This is a genomic window from Nocardioides lianchengensis (genome assembly GCF_900101465.1).
In the GTDB taxonomy this organism is placed as follows: Bacteria; Actinomycetota; Actinomycetes; order Propionibacteriales; family Nocardioidaceae; genus Nocardioides; species Nocardioides lianchengensis.
The window spans coordinates 423,434-444,705 of sequence record NZ_FMZM01000003.1 but is presented as its reverse complement, the minus strand read 5'-3'; the positions used below and the strand labels follow the sequence as shown (position 1 = coordinate 444,705).

General features: G+C 73.8%; 16 protein-coding genes and 2 tRNA genes. 12 read left to right on the top strand and 6 right to left on the bottom strand.

All coding sequences use genetic code 11. The annotated features are described in order from the left end of the window. The 3 genes from BLT76_RS25650 to BLT76_RS08020 all read left to right on the top strand — a co-directional run. Nucleotides 1-1,133, top strand: a 1,133-nt coding sequence (locus tag BLT76_RS25650; protein ID WP_090853369.1) for an HNH endonuclease signature motif containing protein, incomplete at its 5' end; no start/stop codon positions are given. Between the two features lie 94 nt (nt 1,134-1,227). Next, on the top strand, nt 1,228-1,515 hold the full coding sequence (locus BLT76_RS08025) for an excalibur calcium-binding domain-containing protein (RefSeq protein ID WP_090853366.1): 288 nt from the start codon (nt 1,228-1,230) through the stop codon (nt 1,513-1,515). Nucleotides 1,516-1,528: 13 nt separating this feature from the next. Further along, nucleotides 1,529-2,383 carry an acyl-CoA thioester hydrolase/BAAT C-terminal domain-containing protein gene (locus tag BLT76_RS08020; RefSeq protein WP_211752788.1) on the top strand — a complete coding sequence of 285 codons (855 nt, stop codon included), beginning with the start codon at nt 1,529-1,531 and terminating at the stop codon, nt 2,381-2,383. Here the strand turns inward: BLT76_RS08020 and BLT76_RS08015 are convergent. After that, nucleotides 2,373-2,663 (bottom strand): putative quinol monooxygenase, encoded by a 291-nt coding sequence (locus BLT76_RS08015; protein ID WP_090853363.1) that lies wholly within the window; start codon nt 2,661-2,663, stop codon nt 2,373-2,375. The genes BLT76_RS08020 and BLT76_RS08015 overlap by 11 nt on opposite strands. Nucleotides 2,664-2,734: 71 nt before the next feature. Here BLT76_RS08015 and BLT76_RS08010 point away from each other — a divergent pair, with 71 nt between their 5' ends. From BLT76_RS08010 to BLT76_RS07970, 9 genes are all read left to right on the top strand, one after another. Next, nucleotides 2,735-3,304 (top strand): LURP-one-related family protein, encoded by a 570-nt coding sequence (locus BLT76_RS08010; RefSeq protein WP_090853359.1) that lies wholly within the window; start codon nt 2,735-2,737, stop codon nt 3,302-3,304. Between the two features lie 3 nt (nt 3,305-3,307). Next, on the top strand, nt 3,308-4,195 hold the full coding sequence (locus BLT76_RS08005) for an alpha/beta hydrolase (RefSeq protein WP_090853355.1): 888 nt from the start codon (nt 3,308-3,310) through the stop codon (nt 4,193-4,195). Nucleotides 4,196-4,207: 12 nt separating this feature from the next. After that, complete coding sequence (locus tag BLT76_RS08000) at nt 4,208-4,717, top strand: ribose-5-phosphate isomerase (RefSeq protein WP_090853352.1); 510 nt, start codon at nt 4,208-4,210, stop codon at nt 4,715-4,717. After that, a complete protein-coding gene (locus BLT76_RS07995) occupies nt 4,710-5,552 on the top strand; it encodes an Fpg/Nei family DNA glycosylase (RefSeq protein ID WP_090853349.1) in 843 nt (280 codons plus the stop codon). Before BLT76_RS08000 ends, BLT76_RS07995 begins: the two co-directional genes overlap by 8 nt. Before the next feature lie 30 nt (nt 5,553-5,582). Next, nucleotides 5,583-6,686 (top strand): PP2C family protein-serine/threonine phosphatase, encoded by a 1,104-nt coding sequence (locus BLT76_RS07990; RefSeq protein ID WP_090853347.1) that lies wholly within the window; start codon nt 5,583-5,585, stop codon nt 6,684-6,686. A gap of 112 nt (nt 6,687-6,798) precedes the next feature. Further along, nucleotides 6,799-6,872, top strand: a tRNA-Gly gene (locus BLT76_RS07985). 33 nt (nt 6,873-6,905) lie between these two features. Then, nucleotides 6,906-6,978 (top strand) — tRNA-Pro (locus BLT76_RS07980). A gap of 39 nt (nt 6,979-7,017) precedes the next feature. Next, on the top strand, nt 7,018-8,430 hold the full coding sequence (gene tig, locus BLT76_RS07975; RefSeq protein WP_090853343.1) for a trigger factor: 1,413 nt from the start codon (nt 7,018-7,020) through the stop codon (nt 8,428-8,430). A 129-nt stretch (nt 8,431-8,559) separates the two neighbouring features. Further along, entirely contained in the window at nt 8,560-10,191 is a 1,632-nt protein-coding gene (locus tag BLT76_RS07970; RefSeq protein ID WP_090853340.1) for a serine/threonine-protein kinase, read from the top strand. Here the strand turns inward: BLT76_RS07970 and BLT76_RS07965 are convergent. The 5 genes from BLT76_RS07965 to BLT76_RS07945 are packed head-to-tail and all read right to left on the bottom strand — an operon-like array spanning nt 10,181 to nt 21,235. Next, the gene (locus tag BLT76_RS07965) at nt 10,181-12,280 is read right to left on the bottom strand and encodes a transglutaminase TgpA family protein (RefSeq protein WP_090853337.1); all 2,100 of its coding nucleotides are present in this window, start codon (nt 12,278-12,280) and stop codon (nt 10,181-10,183) included. The two genes, BLT76_RS07970 and BLT76_RS07965, sit on opposite strands and share 11 nt — an antisense overlap. Next, the gene (locus BLT76_RS07960; protein ID WP_090853335.1) at nt 12,277-13,449 is read right to left on the bottom strand and encodes a DUF58 domain-containing protein; all 1,173 of its coding nucleotides are present in this window, start codon (nt 13,447-13,449) and stop codon (nt 12,277-12,279) included. Before BLT76_RS07960 ends, BLT76_RS07965 begins: the two co-directional genes overlap by 4 nt. A gap of 10 nt (nt 13,450-13,459) precedes the next feature. Further along, complete coding sequence (locus BLT76_RS07955; RefSeq protein ID WP_244509309.1) at nt 13,460-14,452, bottom strand: AAA family ATPase; 993 nt, start codon at nt 14,450-14,452, stop codon at nt 13,460-13,462. Nucleotides 14,453-14,483: 31 nt separating this feature from the next. Continuing rightward, nucleotides 14,484-16,943 carry a fibronectin type III domain-containing protein gene (locus BLT76_RS07950; protein ID WP_139175442.1) on the bottom strand — a complete coding sequence of 820 codons (2,460 nt, stop codon included), beginning with the start codon at nt 16,941-16,943 and terminating at the stop codon, nt 14,484-14,486. Continuing rightward, a complete protein-coding gene (locus tag BLT76_RS07945) occupies nt 16,940-21,235 on the bottom strand; it encodes a type VII secretion EssC family protein (RefSeq protein WP_090853329.1) in 4,296 nt (1,431 codons plus the stop codon). Before BLT76_RS07945 ends, BLT76_RS07950 begins: the two co-directional genes overlap by 4 nt. Nucleotides 21,236-21,272 lie beyond the last annotated feature (37 nt).

Below are 21,272 nucleotides of genomic sequence, written 5' to 3'. Positions count from 1 at the left end.
GGATGCACTCCACCGACTCCCTGCCGGACGCCGCAGCCGTGTGGATCCCCGGTTGTGAAGACGAGATGGCCATCGCCGGTCCTGGGGCACCGTTGATCGCGGAGTTCTCGGTCCTGGAGTTCTCCGCCGCACTGGGCCTGTCGTCGGACTCGGGGCGGATCTACCTCGGCCACGCCGTCGAGCTCGCCCACCGACTCCCCAGGGTCTACGAGCGGGTCCAGTCCCTCGACCTGCCGGTGTGGAAGGCCCGACGCATCGCCGCCGAGACCATCGACCTGCCTGAGGACGGCGCGGAGTTCGTCGACCTTCACGTCGCCTCAGTGGCGCACAAGATCTCGATTGCCCAACTCGACCGGACCATCGAAGAAGCCCGGGTCCGTTTCGACCCCGACGAAGCCGCCCAGCGGGCGCGGGACGCGGCTGAGGTGCGGCACTTCGACATCGAGGTCCAGCAGGTCTCCTTCGACGGTCACGTCGAGGTCCGCGGCACCTTGGACTTGGTCGACGCACTCGACCTCGAGGACGCGGTCGCCCGGGGTGCGTCCTACCTCGGGACCATCGCCGACGGGCTGTCGCTCGATGCGCGTCGCTCGATCGCGGTCGGTGACCTTGCCCGCCGCCAGCTGACGTTGGATCTCAACGCCGAAATGGACCCGGACCGCAAGCGACCCCGCCAGGTCGTGGTGCACGTGCACCTCGCCGACGCGGCCATCGCCCGCGTCGAGAACACCCGGTCGATGATCTCGGTCGAGCAGGTCAAGGGATGGTGCCAGGACGGCGACAGTCAGGTGATCATCAAGCCGGTGATCGATCTGGCCGGCCACGTCCACGTCGATGCCTACGAGGTCCCCGACCGGTTGAAGGAACGCCAGGCGCTCCTCCAGCACTCGTGTGTCTTCCCGTGGTGCCGACGCAGGGCCCGGTCGTGCGACCACGACCACAGCGACCCCGCCGCCCACGGCGGCGCGACGTGCGACTGCAACATCGCACCCCTCTGCCGACGACATCACCGCGCCAAGACACATACGCGCTGGCGCTACGACAAGGTCGACGACACGACGTTCGTCTGGCGAAGTCCGAACGGCTTGACGTTCGTTCGCGACCACACCGGCACCATCACCCCGCAGCCCTGATCGCCATCGGCCTTCAGGGCCACGGGTATGCCCAAAACGGTCACGTCGCGAGCCCGTCGCGCGCACACTCCAGGTTCACCACCTGGAGGAACCCATGGCAACCCGCCCGTCCCGCACCCTCACGACCGTCCTCGGCCTGGCCCTCGCCGCCACCCCGGTCGTGCTCGTCTCCACGTCCGCCTCGGCCGAGGCGGCCAAGCCGCGCGTCTTCGCCAACTGCGACGCGATGCACCGCGTCTACCCGCACGGGGTCGGCAAGCCGGGCGCGCGCGACAAGACCTCGGGCAAGCCGGTGACCAGCTTCAAGCGCAGCAAGGCGCTCTACCAGGCCAACGCCAAGAGCGACCGTGACAAGGACGGGATCGCCTGCGAGAAGGCCTGACTGGCCTCGAGGCGTGGAGGAGATCACCGCCGAGCCACCCGGGCTCCTCGTGCGTCCGGGAGCGGCCCGCGACGTCGGGACGGCGGTCCTGCTGCTCGCCGGGTCCAGCGGACGGGTGGACGAGGGGCGGGCGCGGGTGCTCGCCGCGGCCGGTGCGACCGTCTGGGCGATCCGGTGGTTCGGGGGACCGGGCCAGCAGCCCGCGCCGTACGACGTGCCCTTGGAGCTCTTCGCCGAGGCCCTCGACCGGCTGCGTTCCGAGGCTGACCGCCTCGCGGTGGTCGGCACGTCCTTCGGTGCGGAGGCCGCGCTCCTCACGGCGTCGTACGACGGCCCGGTCGACGCGTGCGTCGCCTTCGCCCCGACGTCCGTCGTGTGGACCGGGTACGACGGGGAGCGCGCCACCTCGCACTGGACGCGCGCCGGCCTCCCGCTGCCGTGCGTCCCGTTCGTCGCTGACTGGGCCCCCGCGGAGGACCCACCTGCCTTCCGCGACCACTACGCCCGGAGCCTGGACGCGGCGCCGGCGACCGTGCGGGAGGCGGCCACGATCCCGGTCGAGCGGATCGGCGGCGATCTCGTCCTGGTGGCCGGCGGCGACGACCAGGTCTGGCCGTCGTCGGACCACGCACGGGCGATCGCCGTACGGCGTGCCGCCCACGGGCTCGCCACGACCGTGGTCGAGCACCCCGTGGCGGGCCACCGGACGGTGCTGCCGGGCGAGGCGGTCGTCCGCGGAGGGATGTCGATGCGCCGCGGCGGTACGCCGATGGCCGACCAGGCCCTCGGGGCGGCGGCCTGGCCGCACCTGGTCGCCGCGCTGGGACTCGCGCCCGAGGCGACGAACCCGCGCCGCGTCACTCCGTGAGGGAGCGCCACCCCGCGACGTCGTACTCGGCCACCGAGGCGGCCAGCAGCGCCGCCTGCTGCTCGCCCGAGGGCCCCGAGCCGCGGAAGGCCTCGACGTCGGCCTGGGTCTCCCAGCGCTCGTGGACGTTGATGCGTCCGTCGTCGAGCAGGTCGCCCGAGATCGCGAAGTCGAGGCAGCCCGGCGCCGCCCGGGCGAGCTCGACGACGCGTCGGCAGCCCTCCAGGTACGACGCCCGCTCGGCGGGGTCGACGGACAGGTGGCCGGAGACGATGAGCATGACGGGTGGACCGGCGCCGGCTGCCGGACTCATCGTCGGGGTGACCGCAGCGCGTGACTAGGCTTCCGCGCATGCCCGCTGAGATGTACCTGCCGACCTTCTACGTCAAGCAGAAGTTCGCGATGACCACCAACCAGTACCAGCTGTTCGCGGCCAACCCCGACGGCAGCTTCGGGCAGCTGATGGGCTTCGCGCAGCAGAAGCGGCTGGCGTTCAAGGAGCAGGTCACGTTCTACAGCGACGAGACCAAGTCCCGCCCCGTGTTCAGCTTCAAGGCCCGCAAGAAGGTCGACCTGAACTCCGGCTACGACGTCTTCGACGAGCAGAGCGCCCAGATCGGGTTCTTCCGCAAGGACTTCGGCAAGAGCCTGATGCGCTCGACCTTCCACCTGGAGGGCCCGGGCTACGCCGGCACCGGCCAGGAGCGCAGCCAGGCGGTGGCGATCATCCGCCGGTTCACCGACATCCCGTTCCTGCCCATCCACTTCGACTTCGTCGGCCCGAACGGCCAGCCCCTGCTCGGCGTCGAGCGGCAGGGGTCGGTCCGCGACAAGTACACCGTTCACGTCCCGCACCCCGAGATCGACTTCCGGGTCGCCGCCGCTGTCGCGGTCGGGCTCGACGCGCTGATGCAGCGCTGAGCCGTGCTGTTCCCCGACGCCCGCCGCGCCGTCGAGTACGCCGCGGGCGACCTGCCGGTCTTCGACCCGTCGTACGACGTCGCCGCGGAGCGTGAGCGCGCCCGCGCGGCGGCGCTGGAGCAGCCGCGCGAGGACGTCGCCGAGGTGCGCGACCTGGACGCCGGCGGCGTGCCGGTCCGGCTCTACCGCCCGGTCGGGGCGCGGCCCGGGGTGGTGGTCCACCTGCACGGCGGCGGGTTCGTCCTGAACGACGTCGAGGTGCACGACGCGAGCGCTCGCCGGCTGGCCAACCGCAGCGGCCTGGCCGTGCTGAGCGTCGACTACCGCCGCCCGCCCGAGCACCGGTTCCCGGCCGCCCCCGACGACGTCGACGCGGTCCTGGCGTGGCTCGACGAGCACGCCGACGAGCACGGGCTGGGCGGCCCGTCGTACGCCCACGGGGACAGCGCGGGCGCCAACCTGGCCCTGGTCGCGGCCCTACGCCACCCCGGCCGGTTCACCGCCGTCGCGCTGATCTACCCGTTCCTCGACCCGACGGCGTCGTTCGAGTCCTATGAGACCGCCGCCGACGGCTTCGACCCGCGGGAGGCCGCCTGGTACTGGCAGCAATACGCCGCCACCGACGCCGACCTGACCGACCCCGATCTGGCCCCGCTGCTCTCGCCGCGGCTCGGCACGCTGCCGCCGACCCTCGTCGTCACCGCCGAGCACGACCCGCTCCGCGACGAGGGCGAGCACCTCGCCCGGCTGCTCGCCGAGGCCGGGGTGGAGGTCACCGCGACCCGCTACCTGGGCCAGGTCCACGGCTTCTGGCGCCACGACGCGGTGTTCACCAGTGCCGAGCCGCTGATGCGCCAGGTGGCCGGGTTCCTGCGCCTCCACGAGGGCTGAGAAGATCCCTCCATGCGCGTGCACCTGGGCTCCGACCACGCCGGCCTCGACCTGAAGGACCACCTCACCCGCTGGCTGACCGAGCACGGCTACGAGCCGGTCGACCACGGGCCGTTCGTCTACGACGCCCTCGACGACTACCCCGTCTTCTGCCTGCGGGCGGCCGCGGCCGTCGCCGCCGAGCAGGCCGAGGGCCAAGACAGCCTCGGCGTGGTGATCGGCGGCTCCGGCAACGGCGAGCAGATCGCGGCCAACAAGGTCGACGGGATCCGCTGCGCCCTGGCCTGGTCGGAGGAGACCGCGGCCCTGGGGCGCCAGCACAACGACGCCAACGTGGTCTCGGTGGGCGGCCGGATGCACTCGCTCGAGGACATGACCCGCTTCGTCGAGGTCTTCCTGACCACCGACTTCAGCGGCGACGAGCGGCACGTGCGCCGGATCGGCCAGCTGGCGTCGTACGAGACGACCGACGAGCTGCCCCCGCTGCCCGACTCCGCGGTCGGCCGCGGGCCCGATGCCTGAGGGGCACACCCTCCACCGCCTCGCCGGTGAGCTCGACCGCGCCTTCGCGGGCCACGCCGTCCGGGTCGGCAGCCCGCAGGGCCGCTTCGCCGACGCAGCAGTGCTCCTGGACGGACAGGTGCTCGAGTCCGCCGAGGCGTGGGGCAAGCACCTGTTCGTCGGGTTCCCCGGCGAGCGGTTCGTCCACGTCCACCTCGGGCTCTACGGCAAGCTCGACGTCCACGACGGGGTCGCCGACGTGCCGGACCCGGTCGGTCAGGTGCGGCTCCGGATCGTGCGCGCCGACGGCACGTCGTACGCCGATCTCCGCGGCGCCACCGCCTGCGAGCTGCTGACCACCGCGCAGCGGGACGCGATCGTCGCCCGCTCGGGCCCCGACCCGATCCGCCCCGACGCCGACCCCGCCCGCGGCTGGGAGCGGGTCCGCCGCAGCAAGGTCGCGATCGGCGCACTCCTCATGGACCAGTCGGTGCTCGCCGGCGTCGGCAACGTCTACCGCGCCGAGGTGCTCTTCCGGCACCGGATCGACCCGTTCCGCCCGGGCAGCACGCTGCGCCGCAGCCAGTGGCAGGCGATGTGGGACGACCTGGTCCTGCTGATGGCCGAGGGGGTGCGGACCGGGCGCATCGACACCGTCCGTCCCGAGCACACCCCGGAGGCGATGGGCCGCCCGCCGCGCCAGGACGACCACGGCGGCGAGGTCTACGTCTACCGCCGGCACACCCAGCCCTGCCTGGTCTGCGGCACCGCCGTGCGCACCGAGGTGATGCAGGGCCGCAACCTCTTCTGGTGCCCGCGCTGCCAGCGACGGCACCGCCCGCGCCCGCCGCAGTAGGGTGGCCCGCACCCGAGGACAGGACCAGCCATGAACGCGGCGTACGACGACCTGCGGCCGGCGCGCTCGACCGCGCTCGGCCGGCGCTGGCGCTCGTCGTACCGCAGCGGCTACGTCCGCGAGTACCGCCTCGTCGGGGCCCTGATCGCCGTAACGGTGCTGATCAACGTCGGCGTCGCGGTGTCGCCGACGGTGTTCCCGTTCACCTCCCTGATGGTGCCGCTGCTGGTGGGGAGCCTGCTGCTCGGGCCGCGCCAGCTCCAGTGGTTCGTCATCTGGGTGATGCTGATGCTGATGATCGCGCTGCTGAATCAGGCGTCGATCACCCCGCGGATCATCGGCGCGACGGCCATCCAGTTCCTGATGGGCTTCATCGTGCTGCTGGCGTCGTTCCGCCGTACCCGCCTCGGCGTGGGCGGCGCGATGGGGGAGTCGATGCTCGTCGACCTCCGCGACCGGATCCTCAACCAGGGCGGCATCCCGGACCTGCCCCACGGCTGGTACGTCGAGTCAGCGCTCCGCTCGGCCGGCGGGACGCCGTTCGCCGGCGACTTCCTGGTGGCCACCCAGCCCTCACGGGCCGAGCGGCTCGAGGTCGTCGTGGTCGACGTCTCCGGCAAGGGCGAGCAGGCCGGCACCCGCGCCCTGCTCCTGTCGGGAGCCTTCGGCGGTCTGCTCGGCGCTCTGCCGCCCGATCAGTTCCTCGGCGCGGCCAACGACTACCTGCTGCGTCAGGACTGGGAGGAGGGCTTCGCGACCGCCGTCCACCTCAGCCTCGACCTGCGCACCGGCGCCTTCGAGATCCGTACGGCGGGCCACCCGCCGGCGGTCCACCGTGCCTCGGGCTCGGGTCGCTGGACCGTCCTGCAGACCGAGGGTCCGGTCCTCGGTCTCATGCAGGACGCCCAGTTCACCTGCGCCCGCGGGATCCTCGGCGCGGGCGATGCGGTGCTGCTCTACACCGACGGGATGGTCGAGGAGCCGCGGCGCGACATCGACCTCGGCATCGACCGGATGATGGGCGAGGCCGAGAGCCTGCTGCGCGGCGACTTCGTCGGGGCGGCGGACCGACTGGTCGACGCGCTCGGGTCGCGCAACGACGACCGGGCGATGCTGGTCGTCAACCGGGCCTGACCCCGGGGCCGGGCCGTTTGGGGCCGTCGCGGGCCCGTGTGGCAGGATCGGGGCCGATTCCCACGGCCGTGACCACGGTCCGGGGGTCCACGGGGGCGAAGCCCCCGTGTGTGCGGATGTAGCTCAATGGTAGAGCCCCAGTCTTCCAAACTGGCTACGCGGGTTCGATTCCCGTCATCCGCTCCAGGCGGCTCTGCGGGCGACCGGAGGGCAACTTGGCGGGGCGTAGCGTAGTGGCTAGCGCGCCTGCTTTGGGAGCAGGAGATCGCAGGTTCGAGTCCTGTCGCCCCGACGCACCACCCACCATCCACCAGCAAGTAGGAGAAGACCTGTGAAGAGCGCCGTCGAGACCTTGAGCCCGACCCGGGCCAAGCTGACCGTCGAGGTGCCCTTCGAGGAGCTCAAGCCGAGCCTCGACGCGGCGTACAAGCAGATCGCCCAGCAGATCAACGTCCCCGGCTTCCGCCGGGGCAAGGTGCCCCCGATGGTCATCGACCGCCAGGTCGGGCGCGGCGCCGTGCTGGACCAGGCCATCAACGACTCGCTCCCGAAGAAGTACATCGAGGCGCTGCAGGAGAACTCGCTCGAGCCCCTCGGCCAGCCCGAGGTCGAGGTCACCAAGCTCGAGGACAACGAGGTGCTGGAGTTCACCGCCGAGGTGGACGTGAAGCCGACCATCGAGCTCCCCGGCTACGAGGGCCTCACGGCCGAGGTCGAGGACGCCGTCGTCTCCGACGAGGACGTCGAGGAGCAGGTCCAGGCCCTCCGCGAGCGCTTCGCGACGCTGGCCGACGTCGAGCGCCCGGCCGCCGACGGCGACTTCGTCGTCCTCGACCTGAAGGCGACCCAGGACGGCGAGGTGCTCGAGGGCGCCGAGGTGACCGGGATGTCCTACCAGGTCGGTCGCGGCGGCATGCTCGACGGCCTCGACGAGGCCCTGACCGGCCTCACCCCGGGCGAGGAGAAGACCTTCTCCTCCGAGCTGGTCGGTGGTGACCTCGTGGGCGAGCCCGTCGAGGTGCTGGTCTCCATCTCGCAGGTCCAGGAGCAGGAGCTTCCCGAGCTCGACGACGACTTCGCCCAGCTGGCCTCCGAGTTCGACACCGTCGGCGAGCTGACCGACGACGTCCGGGTCCGCCTCGCCAACGGCAAGCGCCTCGAGCAGGCCGCCGCCGCGCGCGACGCCGTCCTCGAGGTCCTGCTGGAGCAGGTCGACGTGCCGCTGCCCGAGAGCATCGTCACCGAGGAGCTGAACGCCCGCCGCCAGAACGTCGAGCAGCAGCTCGCGATGGCCGGCATCACGATGGAGAAGTACCTCGAGGACGAGGGCCAGACCGTCGAGGAGTTCGAGGCCGACCTCGAGCGCCGGGTCCGCGATGCCGTCGCCGCCCAGTTCATCCTCGACGAGATCGCCAAGAAGGAGGAGCTCGGCGTCGACCAGAACGAGCTCTCCCAGCACCTCGTGCGGCGCGCCCAGCAGTCCGGCCAGGACCCGCAGGAGTTCGCGAACCACATGTTCGAGCACAACCACATCCCGGACCTGGTCCAGGAGATCCTGCGCGGCAAGGCGCTGGCGACCATCGTCGAGACCGCGGTCGTCACCGACGCCTCCGGCAACGCGGTGGAGCTGAAGAACCTGCGCCCCGACGGCACCATCGGTGAGCCCGAGGCCGAGGTCGAGGACACCGACGACACCGCCGCTGCCGACGAGGCCGCGACCGAGGAGACCGACGAGAAGGCCTGACCTCCTCCCGGACACGCCGAGTCGGCGTGAGTTCGCTGCCGAGTCGGCGCGAACTCGCGCCGACTCGGCGTTTGTCGTTCACCTGCCGGTCAGGCATGACCCCGACGGGACCGGGGTAGGAGCGCAGGCATGGCTGCCAATGTCTCGGGGGCGGACGCGTCCGCCGACGCTGGCTGGCGCCCACCCCCCGCTCCGCCGACACCCCCGCCCGCCGCCACCGAGACGCTCGCCGGCTATGACCGGTTGACCGAGGTCGGCCAGGGCGGCGACTCGGTCGTCTACCGCGCCCGCGACGTCGCCCTGCAGCGCGACGTCGCGGTGAAGGTGCTGCTCGTCGACGACCCCGATCGGGTCGCGCGCTTCCGGCGCGAGATCGAGATCACCGTCGACCTGGGCCGCCAGCACCCGAACATCGTCAACGTGCTCGCCGTCGGCACGACCGATGCCGGCCGACCGGCGATCGTCATGGACTTCTACGAGGCCGGCAGCCTGCACGATCGGCTCCAGGCGCTCGGCCCGCTGCCGCCCGAGGAGGTCGTCAAGCTCGGCGTGGTGCTCGCGGACGCCCTCGCGTTCGCCCACGACCGGGGAGTGCTGCACCGCGACGTGAAGCCCCAGAATGTCCTGGTGCTCCCGACGTCGTGGGTGCTCGCCGACTTCGGCATCGCCCGGCTCGCCGACTCCGAGCACACGGCGTCCGTCGAGACGTTCACCTACCGGCACGCCTCGCCCCAGATCCTCGACGGCCTCGCGCCGACGCCCGCGGACGACCTGTGGGGGTTGGGCTCGACGCTCTACACGCTCGTCGACGGGCGGCCGCCGTTCGCCAGCGACGATCCCGACGACGACTCCGCGCTGGCCTACCTGCGCCGCGCCCGCACCGAGCCGCACCGTCCGCTCGCCGTCACCGGAGCCGACCGGCTGGCCCCCGTCATCGACCGCTGCCTGGCCAAGGACCTCGACCGGCGCTGGTCCAGCGCGGCCGAGCTGCGCGACGCGCTGGCCGAGCTCCGGGTCTCGGCCTGGGAGCCGGGGGCCGCTCCGGCCGCGGCCCCGGTCCGTCCCGTCGGCCCCACGCAGACGCCCGCCGTACCCCCGCCGACCCCGGCCGTGAAGCCGGTCGCGCTCTCGGTGCTCGCTCACGCACCGGCCCCGGTGCGCGACGCCGACGCCACCGGGCTCCGGCCCGCGGAGGCCACCGGTGCTCGCCCCGATGCCCCGCAGCCGCCGGCACCCCCGGTCGCCGACGGACCGGTCGCGCCCGGCGACGACCGCCCGGACCCCGCCGTACGACGGCGCAAGCGGCTGGTGCTCGTCCTCGGCGGCGCGGCGCTGCTGATCGGGCTGACCCTCGGGATCGCCGGGGCCGCCCTGCGCGATGACGAGCCGACGACGACACCGCGCGCGTCGGTCGACTCCAACGTGGGGCAGTTGCTGCCCACCGCGCCGACCAAGCCGCTCCAGAGCGGCCCGGCCCAGCCGCAGCGGGCCGACCCGGAGCTGGCCTTCAACTTCCTGAAGCTCACCTCCGACGGCTCCACGCTCACCCTGAAGTGGAGCGAGGCCGCCGACGGTCAGGGCGTCTACACGCTCGCCCAGCGGCTGCCGGACCCCAACCTGTTCGGTCCGTGGTCGGGCACCGTGACCACCGGCACGGTGAGCTTCCCGACCGTGCCGGGGACCCGCTACTGCTTCGTGATGACGGTGACCGACGCGGACGGCGGCTTCGGCGTCAGCAACCGGCGCTGCTTCACCGCCTGAACACGCGGGGGTCCACCGACCACACCAGCCGGCGCCACCAGGGCGCCGAGCGGCGCGCGGCACGTCGTACCTCGCGGAGCTCGGCGCGCACCCCGGCATCGGTGAACGGGCTCGGGCCGAAGGCCACCCGCTCGGCCAGGTCGGCGACCCGCCGGGTCGCGGTGGTGCCCCAGCGTCGGTCGGCGCCGTCGGCGATGGCGGTCGCCGCGGCGGACCGCGGCGCGGGGGTGCCGGCGAGCGCGAGGGCGTCCAGCACCTCGGCCCAGGCGCCCGGGGCGCCGCGCCGCCGGTGCCGCAGGGACCGGACCCGGCGGGCGCCGACGAGCAGCACCAATGGGCCCCCGGAGAGCGCCACGATCCACGGCCACCAGGCGCGGGACCCGTGCTCCGGGCCGGCCCCGGCGGTCGTCGGGGTCGTGGTGCTGGGGTCGGGCTTGGTGCTGGAGCCGCCGGGGGAGAGCGGGGCCTGGTCCTCGACCGGCGGGGCCGTGGTGACCTCGGGCCGATCCTGGGTGAAGGTGTCGTCCTTCGGGGTGGGCGAGAACGGGACCCAGCCGAGCCGGTCGAAGTAGACCTCCGGCCAGGCGAGCGCGTCGCTGCCGCGGACGATCCGGCTGCCGTCGGTCTGGGCGTCGCCCGGCTTGAAGCCGACCACCATCCGGGTCGGCAGGCCGGCGTGCCGGGCCAGGACCGTGAAAGCGGTCGCGAACTGCTCGGACGTGCCGACCTGGGCGCCGGACGTGCCCGCCTCGCCGAAGAGGAACTTGTCGATGCGCCAGTACGCCGACCCGGAGATCGACTGTCCCGAGAGGGTCCGGCCCTGCTTGACCGCGGACTCGATGGCCATGGCCTGCTCGTAGGGCGTGTGCGCACCGGCCACCACCTCCTCGGCGTACGACGCCAGCCGCAGGGGCAGCTCGGGCAGCGTCAGGAAACGCTGGGCGGCCGCGGTCCCGGGCACGGTGGCTCCGACGAGGGCCTCGGGCTCGGGGGCGTCGCGGACGGCGGTGACCTCGTAGGCGGTCTCGCCGCCGGCCTCGGGGTCGTAGAGGGTGCCGGTGCGCGGGTCGACGACCGCGTCCTCGGAGCTGACGTCGACCGGGTCGCCGGGCGCGGGCAGCCAGCGGCCGCCGAGGCCCTCGAAGGCCACCGCCACCGTGGCCGTACGACGCAGGTCGCCCGGCGGCAGGACGGGCTCGCCGATGGTGCCGAACGGGGCGTAGCGGGTCGCGGCCCGCCACTGCGCGCCGTCGTACTGGTCGAGGGTGACCAGTCGCAGCGGCACCCGGTCGCCGGCCACCCGGAGCAGGGGGGTGTCGGGGTTCTGCTGCCAGGCGCCGAGCTGGGGCAGCGGGCTGGCCGCCTCGACGACGACCATCGGCGGGTCGACGAGGCCTCGTGGCTCGAACGGGTCGGTCGACGGCAGCAGCGCGGCCGCGGCCATGCCGCCGACCAGGACGACCAGCGACGGTCCGGCCACCGCGAGCCGCTGGACGGTGGGCTCGGTGTGCTCGTCGAGCAGCACCCAGCCCAGCAGGCCGAGGACGACCAGCAGGACCGCGAGCAGGCCCCAGCGGTCGGCGGTGCCGGTCGAGAGCAGCGCGCCGCAGACGTAGAGGGCCAGCGCGGCCGCGAGCGGACCCACGCGGGTCCGGCTCTCCAGGCGCAGGCCGGCGAAGAGCGACAGCAGCCCCGTCAGCAGGACCGGCGCGACCAGCAGGTCGGCGCGGACGTCGTAGGGCTGTGGCTCGGTGAGCAGCAGAGGCACCGAGTCGGCGACCAGATCGCGGAACGGCGTGCCGCTGCCGGCGGCCATCAGGTAGGCGGCGAGGAGCAGCAGCAGCGACAGCACCGAGCTGGCCGCCCACCGGGAGATCCCGAGGGAGACCACGGTCCGGAGCAGGACCAGCGGGAGCACGGCGGCCACCACCAGCACGACGGCCGGCAGCCAGTGATGCCACGCCGCGGCCAGCCCGAGACTGCCGACCGCGACCAGGGACGCGCCCCAGACGGTGAGCAGCCACGGGGACTGGGTGGCACGGACCCGGGGTTCCGGAGGAGCGGCCCGGTGCACGGCGGCCGCGGTCATCGCTGGGCCGCCTCGTCCCACGCGGCCGCGAGGGAGTACGACGTGGTGCCGCGCAGCACCAGCACGCCAGCCTGCTGCTCGGCACCCACGGCCGGCCGCTCGTCGACCACGGTGACGGTCGCGCTCGGCACGTCGCCGAGCAGCAGGCCGAGCCTGCGCAGGTCGGCTCCGACGCCGGTGACGGCCGCCGCGACGTCGTACCCGTGCGCGACGGCGGCGGGCTCGCGGTCGTCGGTGACCTGGACGACCTCGGCGAAGAGCCAGTCGAGCTCGCGGGACTCGCGCCGTGCGGTGCGGGTGGGGGACCCGGGCACCTCGACCTCGTGCCGGCCCGAGAGGGTGCGGAAGCGCAGCGGGTGCCCACCGTCGACGGTGACCCGGCACAGCGCCGCGGCGAGCTCGACCGCCTCCTCGAAGGAGTCGGCCGGCTGCTCGGCGCCGTAGTAGCTGCTCAGCCGGTCGTCGAGCAGCACGCACACGTGCGGCTCGGACGGGTCGGCGTCCTCGCGCACCATCAGGCTGCCGGTGCGGGCGCTGGTCGCCCAGTGCAGCCGGCGCAGGTCGTCGCCCATGGCGTACTCGTGCAGCCCGACCAGGTCGGTACCGCCGAAGTCGTCGCTGCGGTCGCCGCCGGCCGTGGCCCGTCGGCGACCGGGCATCACCGAGGCGATCGGGACCCGGCGCGGCAGCACGCGCACCCGGTCCACCGAGCCCACCTCGGACGTGGTCGCGGCCATCCCCGACAGTCCGTAGCGCCGCAGGTGCACGGGACCGACCGCGAGCAGGCCCCGGCGCGGGGTCGGGATCGGGTAGCGGACGGACACGGCGGCGCCGCGCACCCCCTCCGGGAGCTCGACCGGCACCAGCCGGCCGTCGACCGAGTCGCTCGCGTCGACGCGGACCAGACCCTGGCGCCGTCGGCCGGTGAGGTGCAGCGCCCCCTCGCAGTGCTCGTGGCGTACGACGACCGGCGGTGTGACCTCCCGGTGCACGACGATGTCACTGGCCAGCAGCACGGAGACCACCTCCGCGAGCACGACCAGCAGCAGCGCGCCACCGAGCGCGGCGACCAGCGGGTAGTCCCAGCTCAGGCCGGCGGCGAGCAGCAGACCGCCGAGTACGGCGGTCAGCCGCCCCCGGGTGGTGACGACCGACCAGGTCCTGCGCACGGCCGGCCGTTCAGTGGTGGTCGTCGGGCTGCGGCGGGGCGACGGTGTCGAGGGCCTCGTGCACCACGGAGGTGGGCGTGTGGCCGGCGAGCACGGCGTCGCGGGTCAGCACCGTGCGGTGCGCCAGCACCGGCTCGGCGAGCCGCTGGACGTCGCTGGGGACGACGTAGTTGCGGCCCTGGGCGGCGGCGTAGACCTGCACGCAGCGCACCAGCGCCCGCAGGCCGCGGGTGCTCGCGCCCAGCCGGACCCGGGGGTCGTGGCGGACGGCGACGCCGATCTCGCGGATGTAGCGCAGCAGCAGGTCGGCGACGTGCAGACCGGTCAGCCGCTGGGCCATCAGGGCCACCTCGTCGGGGGAGCTGACCACCGGGACGTCGGCGACGCGACCGGCCGTGCTGCCGGGGCGCAGCACCTCGATCTCGTGCTCGGCGTCCGGGTAGCCCAGCGACGTGCGGATCAGGAACCGGTCGAGCTGCGCCTCGGGCAGCCGGTAGGTCCCGTCGAGGTCGACCGGGTTCTGGGTCGCGATGACCAGGAACGGCTCGGGCACCAGGTGGGCCTCGCCGTCGACGGTGACGGTCCGCTCCTCCATCACCTCCAGCAGTGCCGACTGGGTCTTGGCCGACGCCCGGTTGATCTCGTCGGCGAGCACGACGTGGGCGAAGACCGGACCGGGGCGGAACCGGATCTGGCCGTCCCGCGGGTCGAAGACGGTGGTGCCGGTGACGTCGCTCGGCAGCAGGTCGGGGGTGAACTGCACCCGTCGTACCTGACCGCCGAGGGCCTGCGCCACCGCGCGCGCCAGCGTGGTCTTGCCGGTGCCGGGCACGTCCTCGAGCAGCACGTGCCCGCCGGCGAAGGCGGCGTCGAGGACCAGGTCGACCGTGGCCCGCTTGCCGTGCACGGCGGACTCGACGGCGTCCCCGAGGCGCTGGTGCAGCTGCCGGAACTCGGCGATGTCGGCCTCGGTGGGGGTCAGGGGGCCGGCCAGTGCGGTCACGGTGCTCCTCAGGGGTCCTCGGGGGAAGGATTCAGCTGTTGGGGACGGGCTGGCGGAACTCCCAGGCGTACGTCGCGCTGGTCACCGAGCCCTGCGAGCTGCTGGCCGTGAAGACGATCGAGTGCTTGCGCACCGGGCTCTCGTTCTTCTTCACCCACCCGTGGGAGACCGGGAGGACCAGCTGCTTGGCGTCGCAGGGGATGGTGCCCTTGGTCTCGCCGTTCGCGTTGCCTCGGTGTACCCACGTGCAGGTGCCCTGGAAACCAGACCAGTCCGGCGGCGGCGCGAGGGTCAGCGTGGTCCGGCCCTTGCCGTCGTAGCCGAGGCCGTTCCAGGAGGTGTTCTGGGCGGTCGCGACCTTCTTGCCGGCGGCGGGCAGCGGGGGCGCCGTAGGCCCGTCGTAGGCCAGGGTGCCGGTGGTGGCGGGGCCGGTGCCCTTGGCGTTGACGGGCGTGATGGTCACCCGCACCGGTCCGGGGTCGCAGTAGGTCGCGGCGCAGGTCGCGGTGTAGCTCGCCGAGGTGGAGGTGCTCGGCGGGAGGGTGAAGGTGCCGTTGACCGTGTCGGTGACCTGGATGTCGTAGCGCACGATCGGCGAGCCGTTGTCAGGCGCGGCCTCCCAGCTGAACTGCACGAGCGCGGTGGTGTCGACCTCGTTGCCGGTGGCGGTGCCGGTGATGCCGGTGACCTCGCCGGGGCGTCCGGTGGTCACGACCTCGGGGGAGGGGGTGGAGGACACCGGCGGCTGGCCGGAGGCCAGGGCGGTGACGACGAACCGGTGCGGGCCGGGCTCGACGTCGACGGTGGTCTGGCGGTAGCCGCCGGTCACGGTCGACTCGATGGCTCCGCCGACCTCCTCGACCTGGAAGCTGGAGGCGGGTGTCCCTCGGTGGGTCCAGGTGACCCGGACGGTGCCGTCGGGCAGCTCGGTCGCGACCACGGTGCTCGGGGCCTGCATCGGCTCGGGCGTGGCCGGCTGCTGGCCGCCCTCGTCCTCACCGCCCTCGTCCTCACCGTGGTTGTTGCCGTTGCCGTTGTTGTTGCCGTTGCCGCCGTTGCCGTTCCCGTGGCCTCCGTTGCTGCTGGGGCCGTCGGAGGGACCCTCGGACTCGCCGCCGCCGACGCAGGCGATGCCCAGGATGCAGGCGTCGCTGCCGTCGTCGACCTCGTCCTCGTCGGAGTTCTCCTGCTCGCCCTGCTCCTCGTCCGACGGCTCGGTCGTCGTCGGCTCGGGCGGGGGCGGGGCGGTCTCCTGCTGGGCGGCCTGGGGGACGACCTCCGGGGCCGGCGGGGCGATCTCGCTCAGGCCTCCGGCGGCGACGGTCGGCAGGTCCTCGTCGTAGCGGACGATGGTCTCGACCTTGCCCCCGGAGTGGACGACGGCGCCGTGGGCGTCGCCCGGGACGTTGATGAGCAGCTGGCCGTCGTCGAGGACCAGGTCGGGGACGGCGTCCTCCGCGACGGCGATGTCGCCGCCCGCGCGAGCGCCGTCCGGGGTGAGCCGGACGACCTTGCCGTCGCCGGGGCACGGGACGTAGACCACGCCCTCGAAGACCTCGGGCGTCGCGGGCTTGCGGCACCCGATGTCGGTGACGCCCACCTCGACGACCCGCTGGTCGCCGACGATGGCGACGGTGCCGGTCTGGGGGGAGGACACCGGCACCAGCTCGGCCGGGGCGAAGGCGGGAGCAGTCAGGTCGCCGGAGAGCTGGGCGGCGTCGGCGACCACGTCGTGGCCGGTCCCGACCTGGACGACGATCCCGGCGTCGGCGCCGAAGACGGTGACGCCGCGGTCGTGCGCCACGAGCACCGAGCGCGCTCCGGCGTAGTCGATGCGACGCTCGTCCTCGACCACGAAGGTGCCGCCGTCGGTCTCGGGCGACCAGCGCAGCTCGCTCAGCAGGCCCTCGGAGTCGAGCGCCCAGATCCGGCCGTCGCGGTCGACCACCGCGTCGGCGATGCCGGCGGGCGCGTTCCACATCTCGCCGATCGCGTCGGTGGAGACCTCGTCCACGGCGGCGAGCGTGCCGCGGTCGCGGTCGACCAGGAACATGTCGCCGTCGTGGTGGAGCACCTCGCTGCCGCTGCCCGGGGCCACGCGGCGCTGGCCGGAGGCCAGGATGTTGGCGAGGTCCCACGAGGTGAGCTCGCCGGTGCTGCGGTTGGTGACGACCATCCGGCCGTCCCACTGCTCGATGCTGAGCTCGTCGCCCTTCTCGCCGACCTTCACCCGGACCTCGGGGCGGCCGGTGGCGGGGTTGACCTGGATGACCTCACCGGTGGGATCGTCCGCGAACCACGTCAGCCCGTCGGCGATGTCGACCGAGGTGCGGGTCAGGCCGTTGCCGAAGAGGACGCCCGCGATCAGCGAGGCGGTCACGACGACCACCGAGACCTCGGCGGCGCCTCGGCCGGTGCGCAGCCGGGAGGACTCCCGGCGCCGCGGCACCCGCGCGCGCCATCGACCTGCTGTGTCCCGAGCCCAGCTCATGACGCCTCCCGAGCGTGCGTGGTGTCCTCGATCGTCGACGTGACCAGCTGCGCCACCCAGGACGAGCCCGATTCGCACCACAGACCCCGGCCGGGGCCGGTCAGTGGCTCGGTCGTCTTGCTGGGCACGGTCACGCCGAGGACATCGCCATCGTTCCACTCGGGTCCGACGATGAAACCCCGTCGCCCGGCGCGTGCGGCGCTGACGATGCCCTCCGGTCCGCCCCGCTGCTTGGCGACCGTGACGTCGGCGGTGACGACGGCACCGAGCCGACGTCCCCGGTCGCCCATCGCCCGTACGACGACCTCGCGCGCGGCGCGGGTCTCCTCGTCGGTGCGGGCGTCCCAGAGGTGCGCGTCGTCGATCAGCAGCAGGGCCCAGTCCTCGGTCGCCGGGTCCTCGGTGTCGCGGGCCGACCAGGCCTCGACCTCCCGGGCGGCGGCGACCAGGTCGTCGCCGCGGATCACCCGCGGGGGCCGCTCGGACCGACGGACCAGTGCCTCGACACCGGCCAGCGCCGTCGTACGCCCCGAGCGGGAGCGGCCGGCCACCAGCACCGGGGCGCCGAGCAGGTCGACCTCGACCACGGCGACGGCGTCCGCGTCGACGGCGAGGGCGACCCGGCTGCCGGTGGGGGCGGGCAGCTGGTCCTGGTCGAGGCGCGCCGGCATGTTGGGAACGGCGGCGGTGCCGCGGCCGGCCACCCGGGGCGCGAGCAGGTCGCTGATGGCGCGCACCCGCTCGGCCTGGACGGGAGTGCCGGCGCCGCCGGTCGTGGCGACCTGGACGCTGCTGCGGTTGAGCATGCCGGCTCCCGGCAGGCTGTCGGCGTCGAGCACGTTGGCCGGGGCACCGAGCATCAGGTAGTCGTCGGTGGTGGTCATCCGCAGGATGATCCGGCGGCCGAAGGTGGCGCCGATCGAGGTCGGGACACCGGTGCGGCCGGGCGCCGTGGCGACCACGTGGATGCCGACGCGACGGCCGTTCTGGAGCACGTTGGAGACGTGGTCGAGGTGCTCGCGGGCGACGCCGCCCGAGGACTCCAGGCTGTCGACCAGCGCCGGGAGGTTGTCGATGACGACATAGACCCGTGGCAGGACGGTGCCCATCCGGGCCAGGTCGTCGAGGTCGGAGCAGCCTCGGGCGGCCAGGGCCGACGTGCGGTCGGCGACCGTACGACGCAGCAGCCGCAGCAGGCGCAGCACCCGACCCTGCTGGCTCTCCGGGACGATCGCCGCGACCGTCGGCAGCCCGGCGATGGCCGCGAGCCCGCCACCCGCGAAGTCGAGCCCGTAGACGTACGGCGCGACGCCCTGGGCGCCGTACGCGTCGCCGAGGGAGGCGGAGAGGACCGTCGTGCGCAGCAGCTCGGTCTTGCCGGACCCGGAGGCGCCGTAGACGAGCACGTGGCCGACGGAGGCGAAGTCGAGCATCAGCTCCGGCTGGGTCTGACTGGCCGGCTCGTCGACCCGGCCCAGCACGACCCGCCCGGTGGAGCGGCTGGCGGCGGCGGCCATCACGGCGTCCGGCTCGAGCAGCAGCTCGCCGGGCAGCGGCGGAAGCCACGGACGCTTCGGCGGGGCGGCCTCGGTGCGGGCGAAGGCGGTGCGGATGGTGGTGACGCAGCGCTCGAGGTCGGTGCGCGGGTCGAGGCGGAGGTCCTCTCCCGGGCCGTGGTCGAGGGCACCGGCGGCGCTGAACGCCTGGACCCGGACCGGGGACTCCGCCCCGTCGACGGCCTGCCGGGCGCCGGTCCACGCGGACTGCACCAGGTCGGCGGTGCCGTGGCCGGTACGACGGATCCACGCGCGCCCCGGCGTACGACGGGAGATCCGGGCCGCCTCGGGGGAGTCGATGACGTCGCGCGAGTCGTCGACCGACGAGACGCGCAGAGCGATCCGCAGGTCGGTGTTGGCCCGGATCGGCCCGGTCACGACGCCGGCCGGCCGCTGGGTGGCCAGCAGGACGTGCATGCCGAGCGAGCGGCCGCGCTGGGCCAGGTTGACCATGCCGTCGACGAAGTCGGGCACCTCGCTGGTCAGCGCCGCGAACTCGTCGACGCAGATCAGCAGCGCCGGCGGGGCCGCCTCGGGGTGCTCGCGCTCCAGCTGGACCAGGTCCTTGACGCCGTACTCGCCGAGCAGGTGCTCGCGGGCGGTGATCTCGGCGCCCAGCGAGGTCAGAGCCCGCGAGACCAGGGCGGGCGTGAGGTCGGTGATGTAGCCGACGGTGTGCGGCAGGTCGGCGCACTCACGGAAGGCCGCACCGCCCTTGTAGTCGACGAGCAGGAAGTTGATCCGCGACGGCGGGTTGTTGAGCGCCAGCGAGCAGATCAGCGACTGCAGCAGCTCGCTCTTGCCGGAGCCGGTGGTGCCGGCGACCAGGCCGTGCGGGCCGTCCTCGCGCAGGTCGATGGTGACCACGCCGTCGACGCCGGCGCCGATCTGGGCGCGCAGTCCCGACGACTGCGACCAGCGGCGCAGCACGGCCACGATGTCGTCGAGGTCGGAGAAGTCGCTGCTGACCTCGGGCAGCCGGACGACCGAGGGGATCGCCGTGCTGGCGGGCAGGACGGCGGCCTCGTCGACGTACCCGGTCATCGAGCGGGCGCTGCGCCAGGCGTGGTCGAGGGTGACGGCGTCGGGCACGTCGAGGACGCTGATCCCGCCGCGGTCGCGGACCCCGACCTCGCCGGTGGCCAGGTCGATCCGCAGGCCGGTGGCGGCCGGGACCTCCTCGGGCGTCGAGCCCAGCCAGACCAGGTGCAGGTTGCGGGCGGCGGCGGCCGCCGCGGCCGACTCGAGGGTACGGCGGGGGATGCCCGCGCCCTCGTCGACGATGCAGAGGGTGTGGCCGCGGTCCGCGTCCTCGGCGACCAGGTGGTCGAGCAGGGCGGTCGCGGCCTTCGCGCCGATGGCCACCGGCGGCTGACCGCCCAGCCGGGTGGTGGCGTGCGGCAGCCAGCGCAGCCAGGCCTCGTGGTGGCTGCGGCCGCGGCCGAAGCAGCCGGCGACGGTGAGGTCGGAGGGGGAGTGGTCGAAGGCGAGGCGCAGCACCATGGAGCGGGCCAGCGCGTCGACCCGGTCGGGGTCGCCGGTGAGGGCGACGACCGTGTGCTGGGCGATCTCGGCCAGCACCGGCATGTCGGGGAGGGCGTCGCGCTCGGCGAGCTCGCCCGCCACGCCGCGGCGGGCCGTCCGGTCGCCGCCGTCCTTGATCGAGCCGCGGAGCATCGCCGGGACGGTGCCGATGCCGAGCCGGGTGGCCAGGAAGGCCTGGCGGTCCTCGGCGCGTGCCCACAGGTACTTGTCGCGGGACGCCGCGCGGGCCCGGACCGTCTCGGGGTCGGGGTAGTCGTCGTGGAACTGACGCCGCTGGCGGACGGCCTGCGCGTCGAGCAGGGTGAGCATCTCGTCGACGTCGGTGCGCCAGTCGGCGAGGTCCTCCTGGAACTGCTTCTCGGCCTGGCGCTTCTGCTGGCGCCAGCCGACGAAGCCGAGGATCGGCCAGGCCAGCATGTAGATCACGCTGTAGGCGCTCTGGGAGCGCATGAAGATCGCGATGCCCATCACCATCGGCAGCATCAGCATCGCCCACGGGAGGGGCGACGGCCGGTTCTTCGTCGGCGGCGACGGGAAGTCGAGCACGTCGGTGACCAGCGGCTCGCCGAAGCGGGGCGGCCGGTAGACCGAGACGGCCGGGTCGTCGCCGGGGACCTCGCCCGGCTCGACGACCAGGGTGCTGCGGCCCAGCCGGATCGGCGTGCCCCAGTCGATCTCGCGAGCGGTGGTGATCGCCTCGCCGGCGACGGTGGTGCCGTTGGCCGAGCCCTCGTCGTACACCGTGGGGCGGGTGCCGAGGACGATCCGGGCGTGCTGCTGGGAGACCAGGGGGTCGGTGAGCGTCAGCGTGCAGGTCGACGCCCGGCCCAGGGTCAGCGAGGACGAGCGCACGTGCAGGCGCTGGCCGCGGTCGGGGCCGTCGGTGACGCGGAGGACGGCCCGGGGCCGGGAGGCGTTGCCGGCGCGGGTGAGCCACGAGGGCGGGGCGCTGACGACGTCGACCAGGTCGCCGGTGCGCAGTCCGCACTCGGCGAGCGGCCGGTCGGCGGGCCAGGGGTGGCCGCCGTCGAGGGGGACCAGGTGCAGGCTCGCCTGGTCGGGGGCCACGTGGCGGCCGAAGGCCCGGGCGAGGTCGGCGACCGTCGCGCCCGGACGGGCCTGGACATGCACGTCGACCGACGGGAGGCCCGACTCGGGAGCCGGCCTGAGGGACAGGATCCAGCTCTGCATGTCGGGCCTCCGTCGGTCGTTCTGGCGTGCAGGCGTC

What these genes read in the sequence shown, in the direction of transcription:
- BLT76_RS08025 (WP_090853366.1), top strand. Translation starts at nt 1,228, where the DNA reads ATGGCAACCCGCCCGTCCCGCACCCTCACGACCGTCCTCGGCCTGGCC.
- BLT76_RS08015 (WP_090853363.1), bottom strand. Translation starts at nt 2,663, where the DNA reads ATGCTCATCGTCTCCGGCCACCTGTCCGTCGACCCCGCCGAGCGGGCG.
- BLT76_RS08010 (WP_090853359.1), top strand. Translation starts at nt 2,735, where the DNA reads ATGCCCGCTGAGATGTACCTGCCGACCTTCTACGTCAAGCAGAAGTTC.
- BLT76_RS08000 (WP_090853352.1), top strand. Translation starts at nt 4,208, where the DNA reads ATGCGCGTGCACCTGGGCTCCGACCACGCCGGCCTCGACCTGAAGGAC.
- BLT76_RS07995 (WP_090853349.1), top strand. Translation starts at nt 4,710, where the DNA reads ATGCCTGAGGGGCACACCCTCCACCGCCTCGCCGGTGAGCTCGACCGC.
- BLT76_RS07990 (WP_090853347.1), top strand. Translation starts at nt 5,583, where the DNA reads ATGAACGCGGCGTACGACGACCTGCGGCCGGCGCGCTCGACCGCGCTC.
- BLT76_RS07970 (WP_090853340.1), top strand. Translation starts at nt 8,560, where the DNA reads ATGGCTGCCAATGTCTCGGGGGCGGACGCGTCCGCCGACGCTGGCTGG.
- BLT76_RS07965 (WP_090853337.1), bottom strand. Translation starts at nt 12,280, where the DNA reads ATGACCGCGGCCGCCGTGCACCGGGCCGCTCCTCCGGAACCCCGGGTC.
- BLT76_RS07950 (WP_139175442.1), bottom strand. Translation starts at nt 16,943, where the DNA reads ATGAGCTGGGCTCGGGACACAGCAGGTCGATGGCGCGCGCGGGTGCCG.
- BLT76_RS07945 (WP_090853329.1), bottom strand. Translation starts at nt 21,235, where the DNA reads ATGCAGAGCTGGATCCTGTCCCTCAGGCCGGCTCCCGAGTCGGGCCTC.